We start from the raw sequence: 19,371 nt of genomic DNA on the forward strand, positions 1-19,371 counted from the left end.
GCAAAGATGCTACATCGTCTTTCAATTCGTGACATTGTCCTGATCGACAAACTCAATATCGATTTTAAAAACGGTCTCTGCGTCTTGACCGGGGAAACCGGCGCGGGTAAATCGATCCTGCTGGATAGTCTCGGGCTTGCCCTTGGCGCGCGCGCCGACAGTGGGCTTGTGCGCCATGGCAGTCCCAAAGGCAGTGTCAGTGCTGAATTTGATCTGCCGGCCAATCATCCCTTCTGGGATATTTTGGCCGATGCGGATATTGAACGTGAAGAAGACACGCTGGTGCTTCGCCGCGTGGTCAATGCCGACGGACGCTCCCGCGCCTATATCAACGACCAGCCAGTCAGTGTGTCCTTGCTGAAACAAGCAGGCGCGGCACTGGTGGAAATCCATGGACAGTTTGACACCCAAGGGCTGATGAACCCGGCAACCCATCGCGGCCTGCTGGATATATTTGGCAACCTTGGCAAACTCGCTGCACAGACCAAGACGGCCTTTAAAGACTGGAAAAAGGTCGAGAAAGAACGCATAGAGGCCGAAGCCGCCCTTGAAAAAGCCCGCGCCGACGAAGAATATCTGCGCCATGTGGTCGAAGAGCTGACCCAGCTTGCCCCGCAAGAAGGTGAAGAAGCAGACCTCGCCGCCCAGCGTCAAAAAATGATGCATGGCGAAAAGCTTTTGGATGGCATGAAGCAGGCCCATGGGGAACTGTCCAACCATAAAGGGGTGGAAACCATGTTACGCAATGCGCTTCGCCACCTTGAACGCATCGCGGAAAAAGCCGAAGGCAGCCTGAATGAGGTTATCGAGACACTGGATAAAGCGTCTGAATATACCTCCCAAGGTATCCAGCTTCTGGAACGGGCAAGTAACGATGTTGACCTTGACCCGCGCCATCTTGAAGCCATCGAAGAACGCCTGTTCGCCCTGCGTGGGGCTGCGCGCAAACATGATGTGCCCGTGACCGAATTGCCGGGCCTGAAAGACCGTTTTGAAGCCCAATTAAATGCGGTGGAAGCAGGCGATAGCGCCCTGCAGGACCTGCGCGCCCAAGAAGTCGAAAAACGCACGGCCTATATAACCATCGCTGAAAAACTCGGCGCAGAACGTCGCAAGACAGCCCAAGGTCTGGACAAAGCCGTCAACCATGAGCTAGGGCCGCTAAAGCTGGGCGGGGCCACCTTTGGCACCACCTTGCAAAAGCTGGAACAAGCCGACTGGAACGAGACTGGCTGTGACCGCATCGCCTTTGAGATTTCCACCAACCCCGGCGCGCCGCTGGGACCGATTGCCAAAGTGGCCTCCGGTGGGGAACTGTCACGCTTTATGCTCGCGCTTAAGGTGGTTCTCGCACAGGCCGACCCGATCCCGACCTTAGTGTTTGACGAAGTGGACGCAGGTATCGGCGGCGCGACCGCAGCGGCTGTGGGCGATCGCCTTGGTAAGCTGGCGGAAGAGGTGCAGGTCCTTGTGGTCACCCACTCCCCCCAAGTTGGCGCACGCGGTAACCATCACTTGCGCGTTTCTAAAAGCGAGAGTAACGGGTCGGTGACCTCCACCATCCGTGCGCTCAGTGATGATGAACGAACAGAAGAAATTGCCCGTATGATTTCCGGTGAACACGTCACCACGGAAGCACGCGCGGCGGCAGATACCCTCCTAAACGCGGTTTAAGAATATGAAAATTAAAGGCTTAAGAGAAGTTGCGGTTGATCAGTTGACCGAACTGGACGCCCATGCCGAACTGTCAGCACTTGCCAAAGAAATAGCCGAGCATGACAAACGCTATTATCAGCACGATGACCCAACCATTGACGATGCGGCCTATGATGCTTTGCGCGCGCGCAACACCGCGATTGAAGAAAAGTTCCCGCACCTAAAACGCAAAGACAGCCCGACCGATAAGGTCGGCACGCCTGTTCAATCCGGTTTTTCCAAGATCACCCATGCAGTGCCGATGCTGTCGCTTGGCAATGCCTTTGCCGAAGAAGACGTGCAGGACTTTCTGGATCGGATCCGCCGCTTCCTTGGGTTGGATGCGGGTGAAGAACTGGCAATTGTTGCTGAACCAAAAATCGACGGACTGTCCATCTCACTGCGCTATGAAAACGGCAAATTTGTGCAAGCCGCAACCCGCGGGGACGGACGTGTGGGTGAAGATGTCACCCGCAATATCCTGACACTCAAAGAACTACCGAAAGAATTGCCCGCGGGTGTACCGGATGTAGTGGAAATCCGCGGTGAAGTCTATATGGCGAAGGATGAGTTTTTGGCCCTCAACCAGCGCCAAACGGATGCAGGCGCCAAAGTCTTTGCCAACCCACGCAATGCCGCCGCCGGATCGTTGCGCCAACTGGACAGCAACATCACCGCCAATCGCCCCTTGCGCGTCTTTGCCTATGCGTGGGGCGAATTAAGCGCGCCGTTAGCAGACACCCAAATGGGCGTGATCGATACCTTTAAATCATGGGGTCTACCCGTCAACCCGTATACCAAAGTCTGTCGCAGCCTTGAGGAAATCATGGCGCTTTATAACCAAATCAACACAGATCGCGCCCAGCTAAATTATGATATCGACGGCGTGGTCTATAAGGTGGACCGCCTTGATTTGCAGCAACGTCTTGGCTTTGTATCGCGCAGCCCGCGTTGGGCCATTGCCCATAAATTTGCGGCAGAACAAGCCCAGACGATTGTGGAAAATATCGACATTCAGGTTGGGCGCACAGGCAAACTGACCCCGGTTGCTCGCCTGACCCCGATCACGGTGGGCGGTGTTGTGGTCTCCAACGCGACACTCCACAACGAAGATGAGATCAAGCGCAAGGACGTGCGCATCGGGGATACAGTGGTGATCCAGCGCGCCGGTGACGTGATCCCGCAAGTGGTGGAAGTGGTGAAAGACCAGCGCCCTGCCGACAGCATCCCTTATGACTTCCCCCACACTTGCCCGGACTGTGGCTCCCACGCGGTGCGCGAAGAAGGCGAAGTGGATATCCGCTGCACAGGCGGCTTGATCTGCCCTGCCCAAGCGGTGGAGCGCCTGAAACATTTTGTCTCGCGCAACGCCTTTGATATGGACGGATTGGGTGCCAAGAACATCGAAAAGTTCTGGCAGGAAGGATTGGTCAAGACCCCGGCGGATATCTTCCGCCTGTCCCAACACACAGACACCATCGCCACATGGGAAGGCTGGAAAGAAAAGTCCATCGCCAACCTGAAAAAATCCATTGAAGATCGTCGCACCATTGCCCTTGATCGCTTTATCTATGCCCTTGGTATCCGTCAGATCGGGCAAGCCAACGCACGCACCTTGGCCAAAAACTACCTGACGTTCGAGGCGTGGTACGATGCCATGATCGCCGCCAAAGATATCGAAGGCACCGCCTATGAAGACTTGATCAATATCGACGGAATCGGCACCTCTATGGCGCAAGACCTAATCGACTTTTTTGACGAACCCCATAACCGCGAGGTCATGGCGGATTTACGTGCCCAATTGGATATCGAAGCATTTGACGTGCCGGACACTACAGACAGTCCGGTTGCGGGTAAAATCGTCGTCTTTACAGGCACCCTTGTGACCATGAGCCGCGCAGAGGCCAAAGCCAAAGCGGAGAGTCTGGGCGCAAAAGTATCGGGGTCAGTATCTAAAAAGACCGATTATGTGGTCGCGGGGGAAAGTGCCGGATCAAAGCTTAAAAAAGCTGAAGAATTGGGCGTTGCCGTGCTGACAGAAGAAGGCTGGCATGAGCTGGTGGGGCGGTAAACACCCCACCGGACACGCATAAGTCTTTTATTCGGCGGCGTCGAGGTCGATCACTTCAAAATCATGAGTGATCTCGGCTGTTGCGCCCAGCATGATAGAGGCGGAGCAATATTTTTCAGCGGACATTTCAACCGCCTGCTGAACTTTCTTTTCCTTCAGGCCGTGGCCTGTCACTTTAAAGTGGGCATGGATTTTGGTGTAGACCTTCGGGTCTTCATCCGCGCGCACGCCATCGATTGCCACTTCGCAATCCACCACATTTTCGCGCATACGGCCAAGGATATGGACCACGTCAAAGGTCGTACAACCGCCCATCCCCAGCAATAACATTTCCATCGGGCTGGGGCCGACACTGCCTTGGCCCGGTCCTTTTGCTTCCATCACGACGCCATGTCCGCTGGACGAGGTGCCGATAAAGATGCGATCTTCAACCCATTTTACACGTGTAGTCATTTGTTCACCCTTGACTAAAAAGATATTTGATCCCTACATAACAAGAAACAAAAGGGAATACCACATGATTGATTGGGCACAAGTTGCCAAAGCCAAAGCCCCTCCCACCCACGGACGCGAGATCTTCCACGTCCGCGTGTCGGAGATTTGTCCGAACGGCCTTTTTTCAATCTGTAGTGTCGCGGAATATCTGCAAGAAGCCGCCTTTCGAAACTCGTCCCTACTCAATCTGGGTATGGAAAGTCTGCAAGGAACGAGTCTGGCATGGGTCTTGGCCCGTCTTGGTATTTACGTGCGCCATTACCCCCGCCAAGGCGACGCCATCACGGTCGAGACCTGGTATGCGGGCTTGCAAGGTCATTTCGGCAATCGTTTTTATCGACTGCGTGACAGCAACAACGTGGTGATTGCCAGCGCGCTGTCCACCTTTGCCCTGTTTGATCTCAAGAATCGCACCATGGCAGACTGGCCGGAATTTGTCAGCGCACGCATCCCCGATGCCGGCCCCAAGCCCATCGAGTTTGAACGGCGCATGATCAACAAGCCCTTTATCGGTATCCCGCAAAGCCCGATCAAGCCGCGCTTGGGCGACATCGACCTTTATAACCATGTCAACAACACAAAACTGATCGAATGGTCCTTGAGCGCCGCTGCCGAAGGCTGTCGCCATCCGTTTCAGCCGCGCGCCCTTGATATCGTCTTTCGCCACGAATGTCGTCTGAACAACCGTGTGCAAGCCGAAGTCCAACAACTTAATCCGAAAGAAAGCCTTGTCCTTCTGACAAACGAAGACGACACGGAACTCGTTCGCGCCCATATCACCCGCTAAATCTTGAAGGCCCGTCCCATGAAAACAGAACACCCGCAAACCATTCGCCTTGCCGATTATCAGGAACCTGCCTTTTTGGTGGACAGTGTCGATCTTGTCTTCGATCTGGAGCCGACCAGCACACGGGTTGTCTGCGCGGCCATCTATCGCGCCAATGGCGACCAGGACACCTTGGTCCTTGATGGGGAAAACCTGACGCTGTTGAGCATTGCCCTTGACGGGCGTACGCTCGACGACAGCGAGTACACCGTCAGCGGGGATACACTGACCCTGACCAATCTGCCCGACATGTTTGAACTGGTCGTCGAAACCGAGATTGACCCCAAAGGCAACACGCACCTGTCCGGCCTCTATCAATCCAGCGGGAACTATTGCACGCAATGTGAAGCCCAAGGTTTTCGCCGGATCACCTATTTTCAGGACCGCCCCGATGTGATGACACGCTACACCGTCACCATCATCGCGGATAAAGACGCCTGCCCTGTGATGCTGTCCAACGGCAATCTGGTGGAACAGAGCGAGGAAGAAGACGGCAAGCACCTGTGCGTCTGGGAAGACCCGTTCCCGAAACCAAGCTACCTGTTTGCACTTGTGGCAGGTGATTTGGCCTGTGTTGAAGATACATTCACCACAAAAAGCGGCAAAAACGTTGATCTGCGCATTTTCGTCGAACATGGCAATGAGGATCGTTGCGATTGGGCGATGGAAAGCCTCAAAGCCTCCATGAAGTGGGACGAAGACCGCTTTGATCTGGAATATGACCTCGACCTGTACAACATTGTCGCGGTCAGTGACTTCAACATGGGCGCGATGGAAAACAAATCCCTGAACGTCTTTAACACCAAATATGTGCTGGCAAAATCCGACACCGCCACCGATCAGGATTATGCAGGTGTTGAAGCCGTGATTGCCCACGAATATTTCCACAACTGGACGGGCAACCGCGTGACCTGTCGTGATTGGTTCCAACTTTCTCTAAAAGAAGGGCTGACGGTTTTTCGTGATCAGGAATTTTCATCCGATATGCGATCGCGCCCAACCGAGCGGATTTCCAACGTCAAAATTCTGCGTGCGGCCCAGTTCCCCGAAGATGGCGGCCCGCTGGCCCATCCGGTACGTCCTGACAGCTATATCGCGATCGACAACTTCTACACCGCCACCGTTTACAACAAAGGCTCCGAAGTCATCCGCATGATGCACACTTTGCTGGGGGAAGAAAACTTCCAGAAAGGGATGAAACTGTATTTTGAACGTCACGACGGCGAAGCAGTCACCTGTGATGATTTTGCCAGCGCCATGATGGATGCATCCGGCATTGACCTTAACCAATTTAAGCTCTGGTATTCCCAAGCGGGCACACCGGAAGTCACGGCCGACTGGTCTTATGAGAGAGAGGCGAAACAGTTTAGCCTGACCCTCAGCCAACATCTTGCCCCCACACCGGGACAGGCGGGCAAAGAAGTTATGCATATGCCGATCGCGATCGGGTTGGTGGGGCAAGACGGCAAAGACCTGCATTCAGAGGTTCTCTCGCTCAAAGAAGCCAAGCAGACCTTCATCTTTGAAGGGATAGCTGAAGAACCTGTCCTGTCCCTAAACCGTGGTTTTTCTGCCCCCATCCGCTTGAAAGCGCCTTACACGCAAGATCAACTGGCTTTCCTCATGGCAAATGACAGCGATGAGTTCGCCCGTTGGGAAGCCGCACAGACTTACGCAACCGATCTGTTATTAAGCATGATTGCAACCTTGCAAAAAGAAAAGACGATCACGCAGGACAGCCGCTTTATCGAAGCACTAAAAACCACCCTCAATGATCCCGCGCTTGATCCTGATTACATTGCACTGAGCCTGCAACTGCCCACCGAAGGCTATCTTGCGGAACAAATGGACGTGGTTGATGTGGACGCCATCCATCAGGCCCGCGAGATCCTGCGCCTGTTTATCGCGCGCGACTTAAAAGACGACCTGTTGGCAAAGTTCCGCGATTTACGCAGTGACAGCCCCTATAGCCCGGATGCCAAATCTGCGGGGGAACGTGCGCTGAAAAACATCTGCCTTGCCTATCTGGGGGAACTGAATGATCCGGCGTTCCTCGCATTAATTACGGCACAGTACCATAATGCCAACAACATGACCGATCGCATGGCTGCCCTCAGCATCCTTGCCAACACAGATGTCCCCGTGCGCGCAGAAGTGCTGGAAAATTTCTACACCCGGTTCAAAGATGATCCGCTGGTGGTTGATAAATGGCTGAGTGTGCAGGCCATGTCCTGCCTGCCAAAGACCCTAAAGACGGTCAAAAAGCTGATGAAGCATGAAGCCTTTTCGATCAAAAACCCCAACAAGGTGCGTTCCCTCATCGGGGTTTTCTGCCATGCAAACCAGCTGCATTATCATGCGGTTGACGGCAACGGCTATATCTTCCATGCAGATCGAATCCTTGAGCTGGACAAGATCAACCCGCAAATTGCCGCGCGCATGATCGCCCCGCTTGGTAAATGGCGCCGTTTCGATAAAGCGCGTCAAAAGTTGATGAAAGAACAGCTTAAACGCATCATCGCAACAGAGGGGCTCTCTAATGATGCCTATGAAATGGCAACGAAATCGCTGGGAAAATAGGCGCTAATGTCTTCTTTGCAGGGCTTTAAGGCAGGACTTGATAAACGAGTCCTGCTCCTGCAGGCTGCCGCTTAGGGTTTCCACAATATCTTCATAACTGGACCCACCGGCAAACTGGGGTTTATCCAGATCATACCCGTATAAAAAACCCATCGACCATTTGTTAAAAGAGCGCTGGGTGATATCCACGTTCAACAACACCTCCACCTCTTCATGGCGGGCATCTTTTATAATCTTGCCAAGTAACCCCGTCAGACTGTCTTCCGCCCCTTCCAAGACCTGAATAAAGGCATTGCCTGTGTACACAAGCACGCCTGTGATATCAGCCGTTTCATTATGATCACGGCACGTCTGAATAATATCTTTCAGGTCATCCTGGGTCAGGTCCATTCGGGCTACTGACGAATAGGCCAATCGTTTAAGCATTCTAGATCCTCTAAATAAGACGTTGCCTCATCATATCCAATTTAGAGTTTCTTTGCTAGCCTTGCATGAGCCAAATATTAGGAATAATCCCTTTTTGCGTGTAAAACCTTATCCAGATAACGCTGACTTTCTGTCGGCATTTTTGCTTTCAGGCGATTATAAACTGCCGTGGGACTTGAGCGGTTGATCTCAGCAAATGCTTGCGTGCGGTTGCTATGAAAACTCTTTAACACATTGCCCGCCCCGCCATTATAGGCCGCAATCACACAATAGTGACGCGATGTCGGGTTGGTGACATTTGCCAAATAGCGGTTTTGCAAAATATAAAGATAAGCGCACCCCATACGGATATTATTTTCCGCATTAAACAGATAATCCCGTGTTGGCGTCCCTGCACGCTTATGGATCAACTGATAGGCATCGCGCCCCGCCGTGGTCGGCACAATCTGCATCAGGCCATAAGCAGGCACCCAACTGACCGCATAGGGGTTAAAGTTACTTTCCGTTTTAATAATGGCATAGACCAAGGCACGTTCAATGCCATATTGGGCGGCATATCGGTTCACCAGCGGGCTGTAGCGGTTTTGACGTGTCGCGTTATGGACGCGGGCCAACGGAAATTCGACATAGGTTTTGGTCGCAGTGGTGTTAGCATCCAGCTTGATGGTTTGGGTCTTTTTCTGCGTCTTGATCAAATAATCCGCAAATCGATTTGCCCGCCATGCCCAACGGATCGCCTTCCCATCCTGGTCGACCACCTGTTCATATAAAAACGGCACACCGCCCAGCTTGACCGACTTGTCGGAAAATAAATCCACATTGGTCGGATCATCCGGCGACAGGACCGTCATGACAATCGCGTCTTTCAGATGGCTTGGCACCAATGTTTCCACACGGACCAGCGCTTTGTCAAAATCCACAATGCCACGGGATTTATAATTGTCGCTGTATTTGACAAAGACTTTCTTTTGCGGTGTCTGGGCATTTTCTTCCCCCCAAACCGTCACAACGTCACCCAGAAACTTTTTGGCAAATTCGTCTAAGCGTTCAAAGTCGCGTACCAGCGTTTTGGGGTTACGTGCCCAGCTTGTCGCCTTATTGGTCGCCACGTTGCGTACCGCACCGCTTAAGGAACCACCGCGCGCAGCGGCTTCCAACGTGCGCACGATCTCACTTGTAGAACAAGCCGTCAGCGCTGCGGGTAAACAGCCTGCCAGAAAAGTGCGTCTTGAAATCATGCAAAGACCTTTTGCTTAACTTTTGGATATGTCATCCCTAACGTTATAGCGCGTAATCCCATAAAAATCGTAAACGCCGCCCATAAGCCATGATTCCCATAGAGCGACAGCAAAAACAGGCTTAAAGGCAAGTAGATAGCCAGCGACACAATCATCATATTACGCAGATAAGAAGTCTGGGTCAGGCCAAAATAGATCCCGTCCAGCTGGTAACTCCAGACCGAAACAACGGGCAAAATTACCGCCCAGATCAGATACGTTTCGGCTTGGGCAATGACCGGAGCAAGGTTGGTAAACAATCCGATAATGGCTTCGCCCGCCACAAAATAGACACCCGCAAAGGCCAATGCGCAAAAAGCGGCAAGTCTGGTCGATTGTTTCACCGCCCGTTCAAAAGAGACCCGGTCTTTACGCCCCACACCATGACCGGATAAGACCTCGACCGCATGGGCAAACCCATCCAGCGCATACGACGTAAACTGCTGAAACTGGAGGAGGATCGCATTTGCCGCCAGCACCACATCGCCCATCTTCGCCCCTTGGGCGGTAAACCAGGCAAAGGACGTGAGCAAACAGACCGTGCGGATAAACAAATCCACATTCATGCCCATCAACCGCTTAATCTGTGCCAGATCAAAGATGCGTTGGCGCTGCCATCCCCCGCCCAAAGCGTTTAAATGCCCCTTCAGGCGTATCAAACCGATTAATAAGCCACCATATTGCGCGATGACTGTTGCCAAGGCCACCCCTTCAACCCCGTAGCCCATGCCCATGACAAACCACAGGTCCAGCACCACATTGATCACATTGATGCTCACCTGCTGGATCAACACGCCACGGGCATCTTGGCGGGCCAGTATCCAACCGATCAAGGCATAATTCATCAGCGCTGCCGGGGCTGACCAAATGCGGATGGTAAAATAAGCTTCAGCTAACGCCTCCACTTCTGCGCTTGCCTCCAGCAGACCACGCGCGAGCTGAAAGATCAAAGACTGCCCGATCCACAAGCCCATGGCCCCGACCAGTGCAATCAGACCAGCGCGGGCAAAAACGGCGCGGGCTTCATCCCCATCGTCGCGCCCCAAAGCTTGGGAGGCAAGACCGGTTGTTGCCAAACGTAAAAAGCCAAAGCCCCAGTAAATATAGTCGAAAATCAGGCCGCCGACCGCCACTGCCCCCAGATAGGCAGCGCTGTCCATATGCCCCATCACCGCCGCGTCCACCGCCCCCAACAACGGAACCGTTATGTTCGACAGGATAATGGGCAGGGCCAGCGCCCAGACCTTTGCGTCAGCCTTCAATCTTCGTCAAGTTTCAAAGACAGGGAGTTAATGCAATAGCGCAGGCCCGTTGGCTGTGGTCCGTCAGGGAACACATGACCTAAATGACTGTCACATTTCGCACAATGCACTTCGGTGCGCACCATCCCATGAGTTACATCGCTGGTTTCTGCCACGCCGTCATCCGACATGGGTTCATAAAAACTTGGCCAGCCGCTCCCTGAATCATATTTGGTTTCAGATCGGAACAAAGGTTCCCCACATCCCGCACAGCTATAGGTCCCAGCGATTTTCGTATCCCAATATCGGCCAGTGAAAGCGCGTTCGGTACCTTGTTCGCGCAAGACCGCATATTCATCAGCGGATAAGTCCTCGCGCCATTCTTTCTCGGTTTTTGTTACCTTGTTCGTCATCAGAGACTCTCCTTTTCTGTCATCAGAAAGGTAAGTCCTTTTCGCCATTTGGCAAGATAAAGCTACTGGTCACGTCGCAAGAAAATAAAATCCCCGCCCACATCATGACCCGCAAACCGGATATTGGAATATTGCGGCGTCTGGCGGGCATTTAACAAAACCTGCGCGCGCACCTTGGTAAACAGCTGTGTACCATCCATCAGATCACGATTGTCTTTCAGGCTCTTTAAAAACGCATGGGCAAAAACCGAATGTTGGCCGCCGCCTTGATCGCTGACGGGTTCCAGCGCACCACTGGATAAGACCGTGCGCGATTTTCTGTTCGTCAGTGTCTCCAGATAGCCCGCTGGTTTCTCCGTCAGTTTTAGCCCCCGCATGCCGTCAAGGTCTGGATCAGCCGATCGCGTCAACGTGCCAGCATAGCAACTATCGGCGACGACCATCACATGCTTGGCTTTAAGCGCCTTTAAGGTATCGGTCACATCCGCATTAGACACCCAGCGCGCCCGCGTGGTTTTATCCGCATCGACGGGCAACCAGTATCCGCGCTCACTTTCCCCGTCCAACCAGCCATGTCCAGCGTAATAAATCAGCAGATTATCTTCTGCTTTCAGGATTTTGCGGTATTCGTCCAGCGCTGTGATGATGTCGTCGCGGGTTGCATTAATCAAGGTGGTCACAGAAAACCCGTACTGCCCTTTGAGGGTTTTTGTCACTTCCTTGGCATCCGTGATCGCAGTTTTCAGGTTGGTCAAATTGGGGTAGCGGTTGTTCCCAATCACCAAGGCATAATAGCGCCCAAACGTCACGCCTTTGGACTGACTGGGGGCCGCATCACGGGTGATCAAGGGCGCGCCCTTTCTGATCGGGGTAGCCTGTTGGGGGTGGGGCTGTATCTGTTGCACAGGAGCCGCAGGCTTAGCACTCGCCCGAGGTGCAGTCCCCGTACATTCTTTGCCACCATATTCGCACCAGAGATCCATAAAGGTCGTTTGCGCCACCGCCGTCGCAGTCATAAAAAGCAAAACCAACAGACAGGATACAAACAGTCTCATGCCCGGCGCCATTATTCAAACCCCTGCGTCAACACCGTTCGGCGTTTCTCAAACTCTTCGCTGGAAAGGCCGTAAACCAACAGCATCTTGTCTTCGCCCGCATCAATCAATCCGGTGCCATAGGCCTGCCCCTCCAGATGTCCCGCGATATTAAATCGGGCTTCCCCCGCGATGCGGCCATCAAAACAGCTCAATTTGGCAACCCCCAACTCCGATTGCGCCCCCAATGTGTAAGTTCCCCGACAGATCGCGCGTTCTTTATCGTTTAGGAAGGCCAGTGCCTGCGCTTGACCGGTGCGGCCTGTGGTATCAAAATATCCCAAGATTTCCTGCCGTCCCCGTTTATCCTTGACCAGTGCAATGGCGGGGAGGCGCGTTCGAAACGGTAGTTCCTGCGGTGTCATAAAAACGGTCTGATTGACCGCCACCAGACGACAGCCACAGGTGATTTTTTTATGATCCGCAAAGCCTTTGACCCCTTTTAAACAATTGTTTAACGCCACAGTTGCCGCACGATACCCATTGGCATACCCCCAACTGGAATAATACCGCGAACAGGCTTGTGGAGTGCCGATGGCAAGGGCTTTATGTTTCGGTTTTCGCAACCACCGCTGCGCCAGACTGTTTTTCTGAAAAAAGGCGTAATCCTGTACCGAGGCAGGGGCAACCCGATGTTTGCTCTGGCGTTCTCCCTCCATGGCGACGGACTGGAGGTCCGCATTTCCATAGGCGACAGACATTGGGTGCGGGTTATAAGCCAATTGTGTCGCCCGACACCCTGACAGAACCAAAATTCCCAACACCACCACTGACAAACGCACGCGATCCATCTTCACCCCCGACAGAAACAAGATGTTTATTTCTAGCAAAGATGGAGCACAATGCAATTTTAAAAGATTTTACGTTGTGGTTTTTAAGGCGTGCTGCACAATCTTTTTCATCAAGGTCGGCAGGGCATAATCCTTAAGATCCTCCAACTGGACCCAAACCCCATTCACAGGGGAGTTCGCCTGCAAACGTCCACAGATCACCGTTACCTCTAAATGGAAATGGGTAAAGGTATGCTTGACGATCCCTTCTTTACTCTTCCAAAGTGCACTGCCCGGCGCCTGACGCAACGCATTATTTAGCGACATACTTTCTTCGCGCCACTCAGTCGACGGGATTTCCATCATCCCGCCCAACAAGCCTTTTTCCGGTCGTTTGCGCAACAAGACCGACCCATCCGAACGGGTCAGCCAAAAGGCATGGGCTTTGCGGGTCGGTTTCGGCTTTTTCGGCTCTTTTCTCGGATAGTCCGTTGGCTCACCTTCCAAACGGGCCACACAGTCTTTCATCCACGGACACAGACCACACGCCGCCTTTTTGGGCGTACAGATGGTCGCGCCAAGGTCCATCATAGCTTGAGCAAAATCCCCGGCCCGTTTTTGCGGCGTCAAAGTCTGGGCCAGTTCGGTCAGTTGCTTCTTTGCCTTGGGCATGGTTTCTTCGACCTTAAACAGGCGCGAGACCACCCGTTCCACATTGCCATCCACGGGCGTGGCCTTTAATCCAAACGCGATGGAAGCCACAGCCGCTGCCGTATAAGGGCCGATGCCGGGCAGGTCCAACAGACGTTTCTCACTTTCCGGGAAACGACCATTATGATCCCGCGTCACCACTTGGGCACATTTATGTAAATTGCGCGCACGGGCATAATAGCCAAGGCCCTGCCAGGCATGCAGTACCTCATCTAACTCAGCAGCCGCTAAATCCTGCACGGTGGGCCATTTTTCAAGGAAGGATTTATAATAAGACTTTACGGTCGCAACGGTGGTTTGCTGCAACATGATCTCACTCATCCAGACCTTATAGGGATCGGCCTTCTGGTCCGGGGCCATGCGCCAGGGCAAATCGCGCCGTTCACGATCATACCAGTCCAACAATTGTTCAGCACGCATTGACATAAAGTTCCTTGGTGTGTTTTCTCCGCACTAGGAGTATGCTTAGACAGCCAAGAATTCAAGGACCTTTCATGACCCCAATGATCGAAGATTTTCTCAACCGTGAAGAAGGACGCAGAAACCGCAGCCTTTCCAAGCGTTTTCGCACGTGGTTGGGGTCAGAAAAAGCAAAAGTCCATGCCGAAAAACTGGAACGCTGCCTCGCCAAATCCGGCAATGAGGCTAAAGCAGGCCAAGTCCTGCGCCAATGTGAAGAAGCCTATAAAGCGGATGATGCCTATCGCAAACAAGATAATAAGCGCAAAAAATCCCTCAAACAGTTTCAAGAAGCCTTTGAAAACTGGCTCAACACCGACAAAGGCAAACCCTATCTGATCGAAATTCTATCGGCAAAAACAGAAGAGGTGCGCGAACTGACCAAAGATGAAGCGGAAAAAGCCTTTGCCCGCGCAAACCCGCATCTTTTGCCCGAAGATTACCGCGACACCTCCAAAACCCGTATTCGCCCGGTACGCCATGCCCGGCTCAAAGGCGTTGAGGATTTGTCTTTTGATGTGATCGAACCGGGGCTGAATCAGCTTGGTCTGGTCGGCGCCAGTATCGTGCGCAGCTGGTCGGAGATCGTCGGCCCCGCCTTGGCGCAAAACACGCAGGCCGAACGCGTCACCTTCCCACCGAAAGCCCGCACCAACGGCACGTTGTTTATCAAGGCGCGCCATGGCTTTAACACCATCATCCAGCATCACCTGTCCCAGATCATCTTTCGCATTAACAGCCATTTTGGCTTTTCTGCGATTTCGGAAATTCGCATTTCCAAACGGTACTACGAAGAATTTGACAGCACTGGAGACCGTGTGGTGCGCAAAGTCATGTCCAGCCGCGTCACTCCCGCCAGCGAAGTCTCACCCAATACAGCAAAACTCTTGGAAGGGATCACCGATCCGGAGCTTCGTAAAGCCTTTGAAGAATTGGGCAAAGTGATCAAGGCACGTAACGGTTAAGTTACATACTTATCCTTTTTTTGCCACATTCACCCTCTAATCTAAGGCAATTGTTTTAGTTAATCTTTTGGAGCTATTCCTTGAAAAAGTTCATCTTGAATGCAAGACACTATTTTGTCCTCCCTGCCCTTTTAGCACTCACTTTGACCGCCTGTGGTGAATCAGAGCCTGAAACAAGTGAAAACACGACACCTTCAGCGCAAGAAACACAATCAACAGAACAAGTGAAACCCATTGAAACAAAGGCAAAGACAAAAGCGACCAACGTCTCCCTTTCAGAACAAGACCTGCAACGGATGATTGGCGACCCCAACGCCCCGGTCACAATGATCGAATATGCTTCTTACACCTGCCCCCACTGTGCGGACTTCCACACAAAAGTCCTGCCGCAGATTAAAAAAGAATTTGTCGATACTGGCAAAGTTAAAGTTATCTTCCGTGACTTCCCGTTTGAACGTGTAGGCGCAACGGCTGCGCTCCTGTCAACCTGTGTCGACCCCAGCCGTTACCATGGTTTCAACGACCTGTTGATGAAACAGCAATCCCAGTGGGCAGCCTCGCCCAATCCGGTCGGCAGCCTGTTGAAATTAGCAAAACTTGCGGGTCTGTCCCAAGAAAAAATCGATTCGTGTCTGGCAAATGAAAAACTGCTCGATGAAATCGTTGCCGTTCGTAAGGAAGCTATGGATAAACATGGCTTTAACTCAACGCCCAGCTTCCTGATTAACGATGAAAAAGTCGTCGGCAGCGGCGAGTATGAGCGCTTTAAAAGCATCATCGAAAGCAAACTTGACTAAGACAACGTCAGTTTGAAATTGCCTATCTGAAAACGGCCTCGTATATTCGGGGTCGTTTTTTATTTTTTAGGTCACACGCCCCTTGATTCAATTCAAGAAACTTCGACTGACAGGGTTCAAATCCTTCGTGGATCATTCCGAACTGCTGATCAACACCGGGCTGACCGGTGTGGTCGGACCGAACGGCTGTGGCAAATCCAATCTTGTCGAAGCCCTTCGCTGGGTCATGGGCGAAACCTCCGCCAAGCAAATGCGCGGCGGGGAAATGGATGACGTGATCTTTGCCGGGTCCGGCAATCGCCCGCCCCGCAACGTCGCCGAAGTCGGCCTGATCCTTGACAATACCTCGCGTACCGCCCCTGCCTTGTTTAATAATGAGGAAGAATTGCAAGTGACGCGCCGGATCGAACGGTCCAAGGGGTCAAACTATAAAGTCAATGGGCAAGACGTCCGCGCGCGTGATGTGCAACTGCTCTTTGCCGATGCCGCGACCGGTGCGCGATCAACCGCGATGGTGTCGCAAGGTAAGATCGGGCAGATCATTAGCGCCAAACCCCAAGCCCGCCGCATCATCCTTGAAGAAGCCGCAGGCATCACCGGCCTGCATTCACGCCGCCACGAAGCCGAACTGCGCCTGCGCGGGGCAGAAAGCAATCTTGGACGCTTGGACGATGTGCTTGTAACGCTGGAAGCGCAACATAAAAACCTGCAAAAACAGGCCCGTCAAGCCAGTCGCTACAAAACCATTTCCGATCGCATCCGAAAGGCAGAAGCCCTATTGTTCCACATGCGTTGGGGCAATGCACTGGATGAACTGGACAAGGCAAGGAGCGCTTTTAAACAGGCCGAACAACGCGTCCATGACCTGACCTCGCGGGCGGCCGAAGCCTCTAAAGTGCAGGCCGAAGCTTCCACCCACCTGCCTGCCTTGCGGGAAGCCGAAGCCGCGGCAGGCGCGGAACTGCATCGCCTGACCATCGCACGCGAACAGCTGGATAACGAAGAAAAACGCCTTGAAGACACTAAGGCCGAGCTGAAACGCCGCATCGAACAGGCGACCCAAGACCTTGAGCGTGAAACCGAATTTGGCAAAGACGCCCAAGCCGCCCTAACCCGTCTTGAAAACGAACGCGAAAATATCGCGGTTCAAGGCGAAGATGATGAGATGCTGCGCGAAGAAGCCCTTGAGCGCCTTGAAATGGTCAAGGAAGAAGTCGCCCAGCGTGAAGAACGCATCAACAGCCTGACCGAAGAAGTTGCCCAAAGCGAAGCCAAACGCAACAGCTTAAAAAACCGGATGAACGAGCAGGAAGCCCAGCTGCAAAAACTGCAAGGGCGCAAAAGCGAGCTTGTCGCCCAAAAGGCGGAGTTGGAGGCCACCCGTCTCGATGAAGACCAGCTGATGGAAGCAGAAGCCCTGCTGGAAGAAATCACAGAGCGTCAACTCCAGCAGACAGAAGCCATTGAACAGGCCGAAGATACCCGCAGCCAAGCCCGCGAAGCCGTGCAAGCCGCGCTGAATCACTTGCGCGAAAACGAAGCGGTCATCGCCAAGCTGGAAGCTGAAGAAGATGCTTTGGCCGAGCTGTTGGACACCAACAACGAGGATGACAGCGGTAGCCCCATCATTGACGATATCGCGGTTGAGGCTGGCTATGAAGCCGCCCTTGGCGCTGCCCTTGGCGATGATCTATCGGCGTCGCGCGATCATCAGGCTGCACTCCATTGGGAACAATTATCCCCACTTGCCAACCCGTTGCCCCTGCCCGAATCCGCCCGCCCGCTTTCCGGCCTGACCAAAGCTCCGGCAGAACTTGCCCGCCGTTTGGGTCAAGTTGGTGTGGTTGAGACACCCCAAGACGCCGCGCGATTACAAGCCGAATTGCAGCAAGGCCAACGGCTTGTGAGTACACAGGGCGGCATGTGGCGTTGGGACGGGTTTGTCACCGCCCCCGGCGCACCGAGTGCAGCAGCGATTCGCCTAAAGCAAAAAAACCGTCTTGGGGAAATTCGCCAGCTCTGGGAAGAAGCCCGCGCCAAAACCGACGAGGCCGAAGAACGTCTGCAACAGACCAAAGAGCGTGAGACACAAGCAGATGAGGCCGAGAAAGCCCTGCGTGAAGATTTGCGCCAAACCAATGCGCAACTGGAAGCCGCGCGCACCCAGCTTTCCAACCTGAAAAATCAGATCAACACCCTTGATGCGAAACTCGCCACCCTCAATGACACACTGGAACGCATCGCCCAAGAAAGTGAAGAAGTTGCCGAAAATCTGATGGGCACCAAAGTCGATCTGGAAGACCTGCCCGAAGGTGATCAGGGCCGCGAGCAACTGTTGTTGTTGCGCGAAGAACTGGCAGATAAACGCACATTGTTGATGGATCATCAATCCGCCTTTGAACGTATCAAGCAGGAGGGGGAGAACCGCCATCGCCGTCTCAAAGAGATTGGCGAAGAACTGACCTCCTGGAAAAACCGTGCCGAGCGGACCTCCCGCCATATCGAAGATTTGGGTGAACGCCGCGCCGGATTGCTGGAAGAACTGGAAACACTGGCTGAGCGACCAGAAGAAATTGAAGGCAAGCGCCAAGCCCTGTTTGAAGGGATCGAACGCGCCGAAGAAAAACGCAAATTCTGCGCCGACAAACTGGTTGAAGCCGAAAGCCATCTGCGTGATGTGGATGCCCACACCCGTCAGGCAGAGGCCGAGTTGGCCACCTGCCGTGAAGAACGCGTGCGCTTTGAAGCCCATGTCAATCAGGGCAAGCAATTGTGCATGGCTCTTGCCGAACGTATCCGCGACCGACTGGATTGCAAACCGGAAGAGCTGGAAGAGATTGCCGAGATTGATGAAGGTTCTGAGCTGCCGGACCTTGACGCCGCAGAAAAACGCGTTGATCGCCTGTTGCGTGAACGTGACACCATGGGGCCGGTCAACCTGCGTGCGGAAACCGAGCTGGAAGAGTTGGACGAACAAGTCAAAACCATGACTTCGGAACGCGAAGACCTGACCAAAGCCATTGATAAACTGCGTCAAGGGATTAACGAGCTAAACCGGGAAGGTCGCGACCGCCTGCTGACCTCGTTCAACGAAGTAAACCAACATTTTAAAGAATTGTTCACCCGCCTGTTTGGCGGCGGGGATGCGCATCTTCAATTAATCGAAGATGACGACCCCTTGCAAGCCGGCCTTGAGATTATGGCCTCGCCACCGGGCAAACGGATGCAAATTCTCTCCCTGCTGTCAGGGGGGGAGCAAGCCTTAACCGCCCTTGCGTTGTTGTTTGGTGTCTTTTTGACCAACCCTGCCCCCATTTGCGTCCTCGATGAGGTCGATGCCCCGCTTGATGACGCCAACGTGGACCGTTTTTGTACCATGTTGGAAGAAATGTCACGCAGTGGCTCCACCCGCTTTTTGATTATCACCCACCACCGCATGACCATGGCGCGCATGCATCGTCTGTTTGGTGTCACCATGACGGAACGCGGCGTGTCCCAGCTTGTCTCGGTTGACCTACAAAAAGCGGAAGAACTGGTGGATACCTAGGGCT

15 protein-coding genes are annotated in these 19,371 nt (G+C 53.3%); 7 read left to right on the top strand and 8 right to left on the bottom strand.

Translation table 11 applies throughout. The features are described from left to right. Nucleotides 1-6: 6 nt before the first annotated feature. Together recN and ligA are read left to right on the top strand one after the other, a co-directional pair. A complete protein-coding gene (gene recN, locus Q397_RS0107205; RefSeq protein ID WP_028878834.1) occupies nucleotides 7-1,674 on the top strand; it encodes a DNA repair protein RecN in 1,668 nt (555 codons plus the stop codon). A gap of 4 nt (nucleotides 1,675-1,678) precedes the next feature. Next, the gene (gene ligA, locus Q397_RS0107210; RefSeq protein ID WP_028878835.1) at nucleotides 1,679-3,766 is read left to right on the top strand and encodes an NAD-dependent DNA ligase LigA; all 2,088 of its coding nucleotides are present in this window, start codon (nucleotides 1,679-1,681) and stop codon (nucleotides 3,764-3,766) included. A gap of 27 nt (nucleotides 3,767-3,793) precedes the next feature. On the opposite strand, the gene Q397_RS0107215 is transcribed toward ligA, so the two are convergent. Continuing rightward, a complete protein-coding gene (locus Q397_RS0107215; protein WP_028878836.1) occupies nucleotides 3,794-4,219 on the bottom strand; it encodes an OsmC family protein in 426 nt (141 codons plus the stop codon). A 64-nt stretch (nucleotides 4,220-4,283) separates the two neighbouring features. Here Q397_RS0107215 and Q397_RS0107220 point away from each other — a divergent pair, with 64 nt between their 5' ends. Continuing rightward, entirely contained in the window at nucleotides 4,284-5,048 is a 765-nt protein-coding gene (locus Q397_RS0107220) for an acyl-[acyl-carrier-protein] thioesterase (RefSeq protein ID WP_038013010.1), read from the top strand. A gap of 18 nt (nucleotides 5,049-5,066) precedes the next feature. Beyond that, nucleotides 5,067-7,667 carry an aminopeptidase N gene (gene pepN / locus Q397_RS0107225; RefSeq protein WP_028878838.1) on the top strand — a complete coding sequence of 867 codons (2,601 nt, stop codon included), beginning with the start codon at nucleotides 5,067-5,069 and terminating at the stop codon, nucleotides 7,665-7,667. A gap of 3 nt (nucleotides 7,668-7,670) precedes the next feature. On the opposite strand, the gene Q397_RS21510 is transcribed toward pepN, so the two are convergent. From Q397_RS21510 to mutY, 7 genes are all read right to left on the bottom strand, one after another. After that, nucleotides 7,671-8,093: a BLUF domain-containing protein gene (locus Q397_RS21510; RefSeq protein ID WP_051609795.1), complete on the bottom strand. Its 423-nt coding sequence runs from the start codon at nucleotides 8,091-8,093 to the stop codon at nucleotides 7,671-7,673. Nucleotides 8,094-8,170: 77 nt separating this feature from the next. Continuing rightward, nucleotides 8,171-9,331: a murein transglycosylase domain-containing protein gene (locus tag Q397_RS0107235; RefSeq protein ID WP_028878839.1), complete on the bottom strand. Its 1,161-nt coding sequence runs from the start codon at nucleotides 9,329-9,331 to the stop codon at nucleotides 8,171-8,173. After that, nucleotides 9,328-10,632: an MATE family efflux transporter gene (locus Q397_RS0107240; RefSeq protein WP_028878840.1), complete on the bottom strand. Its 1,305-nt coding sequence runs from the start codon at nucleotides 10,630-10,632 to the stop codon at nucleotides 9,328-9,330. The genes Q397_RS0107235 and Q397_RS0107240 overlap by 4 nt, the downstream gene beginning before the upstream one ends. Beyond that, complete coding sequence (gene msrB, locus Q397_RS0107245) at nucleotides 10,629-11,024, bottom strand: peptide-methionine (R)-S-oxide reductase MsrB (protein WP_028878841.1); 396 nt, start codon at nucleotides 11,022-11,024, stop codon at nucleotides 10,629-10,631. The genes Q397_RS0107240 and msrB overlap by 4 nt, the downstream gene beginning before the upstream one ends. Before the next feature lie 62 nt (nucleotides 11,025-11,086). Next, a complete protein-coding gene (locus tag Q397_RS21515) occupies nucleotides 11,087-12,079 on the bottom strand; it encodes a caspase family protein (protein ID WP_169737981.1) in 993 nt (330 codons plus the stop codon). 11 nt (nucleotides 12,080-12,090) lie between these two features. Beyond that, the gene (locus Q397_RS0107255; protein WP_028878842.1) at nucleotides 12,091-12,909 is read right to left on the bottom strand and encodes a hypothetical protein; all 819 of its coding nucleotides are present in this window, start codon (nucleotides 12,907-12,909) and stop codon (nucleotides 12,091-12,093) included. 69 nt (nucleotides 12,910-12,978) lie between these two features. Further along, a complete protein-coding gene (gene mutY, locus Q397_RS0107260) occupies nucleotides 12,979-14,019 on the bottom strand; it encodes an A/G-specific adenine glycosylase (RefSeq protein ID WP_028878843.1) in 1,041 nt (346 codons plus the stop codon). 74 nt (nucleotides 14,020-14,093) lie between these two features. Here mutY and Q397_RS0107265 point away from each other — a divergent pair, with 74 nt between their 5' ends. From Q397_RS0107265 to smc, 3 genes are all read left to right on the top strand, one after another. Beyond that, a complete protein-coding gene (locus Q397_RS0107265) occupies nucleotides 14,094-15,023 on the top strand; it encodes a DUF721 domain-containing protein (RefSeq protein ID WP_028878844.1) in 930 nt (309 codons plus the stop codon). An 80-nt stretch (nucleotides 15,024-15,103) separates the two neighbouring features. Continuing rightward, nucleotides 15,104-15,820 (top strand): DsbA family protein, encoded by a 717-nt coding sequence (locus Q397_RS21520; protein WP_051609797.1) that lies wholly within the window; start codon nucleotides 15,104-15,106, stop codon nucleotides 15,818-15,820. A gap of 82 nt (nucleotides 15,821-15,902) precedes the next feature. Further along, nucleotides 15,903-19,367 (top strand): chromosome segregation protein SMC, encoded by a 3,465-nt coding sequence (gene smc / locus Q397_RS0107275; RefSeq protein ID WP_051609798.1) that lies wholly within the window; start codon nucleotides 15,903-15,905, stop codon nucleotides 19,365-19,367. Nucleotides 19,368-19,371: the final 4 nt, after the last annotated feature.

The sequence above is a fragment of the Terasakiella pusilla DSM 6293 genome, from assembly GCF_000688235.1.
GTDB classification, from domain to species: Bacteria; Pseudomonadota; Alphaproteobacteria; order Rhodospirillales; family Terasakiellaceae; genus Terasakiella; species Terasakiella pusilla.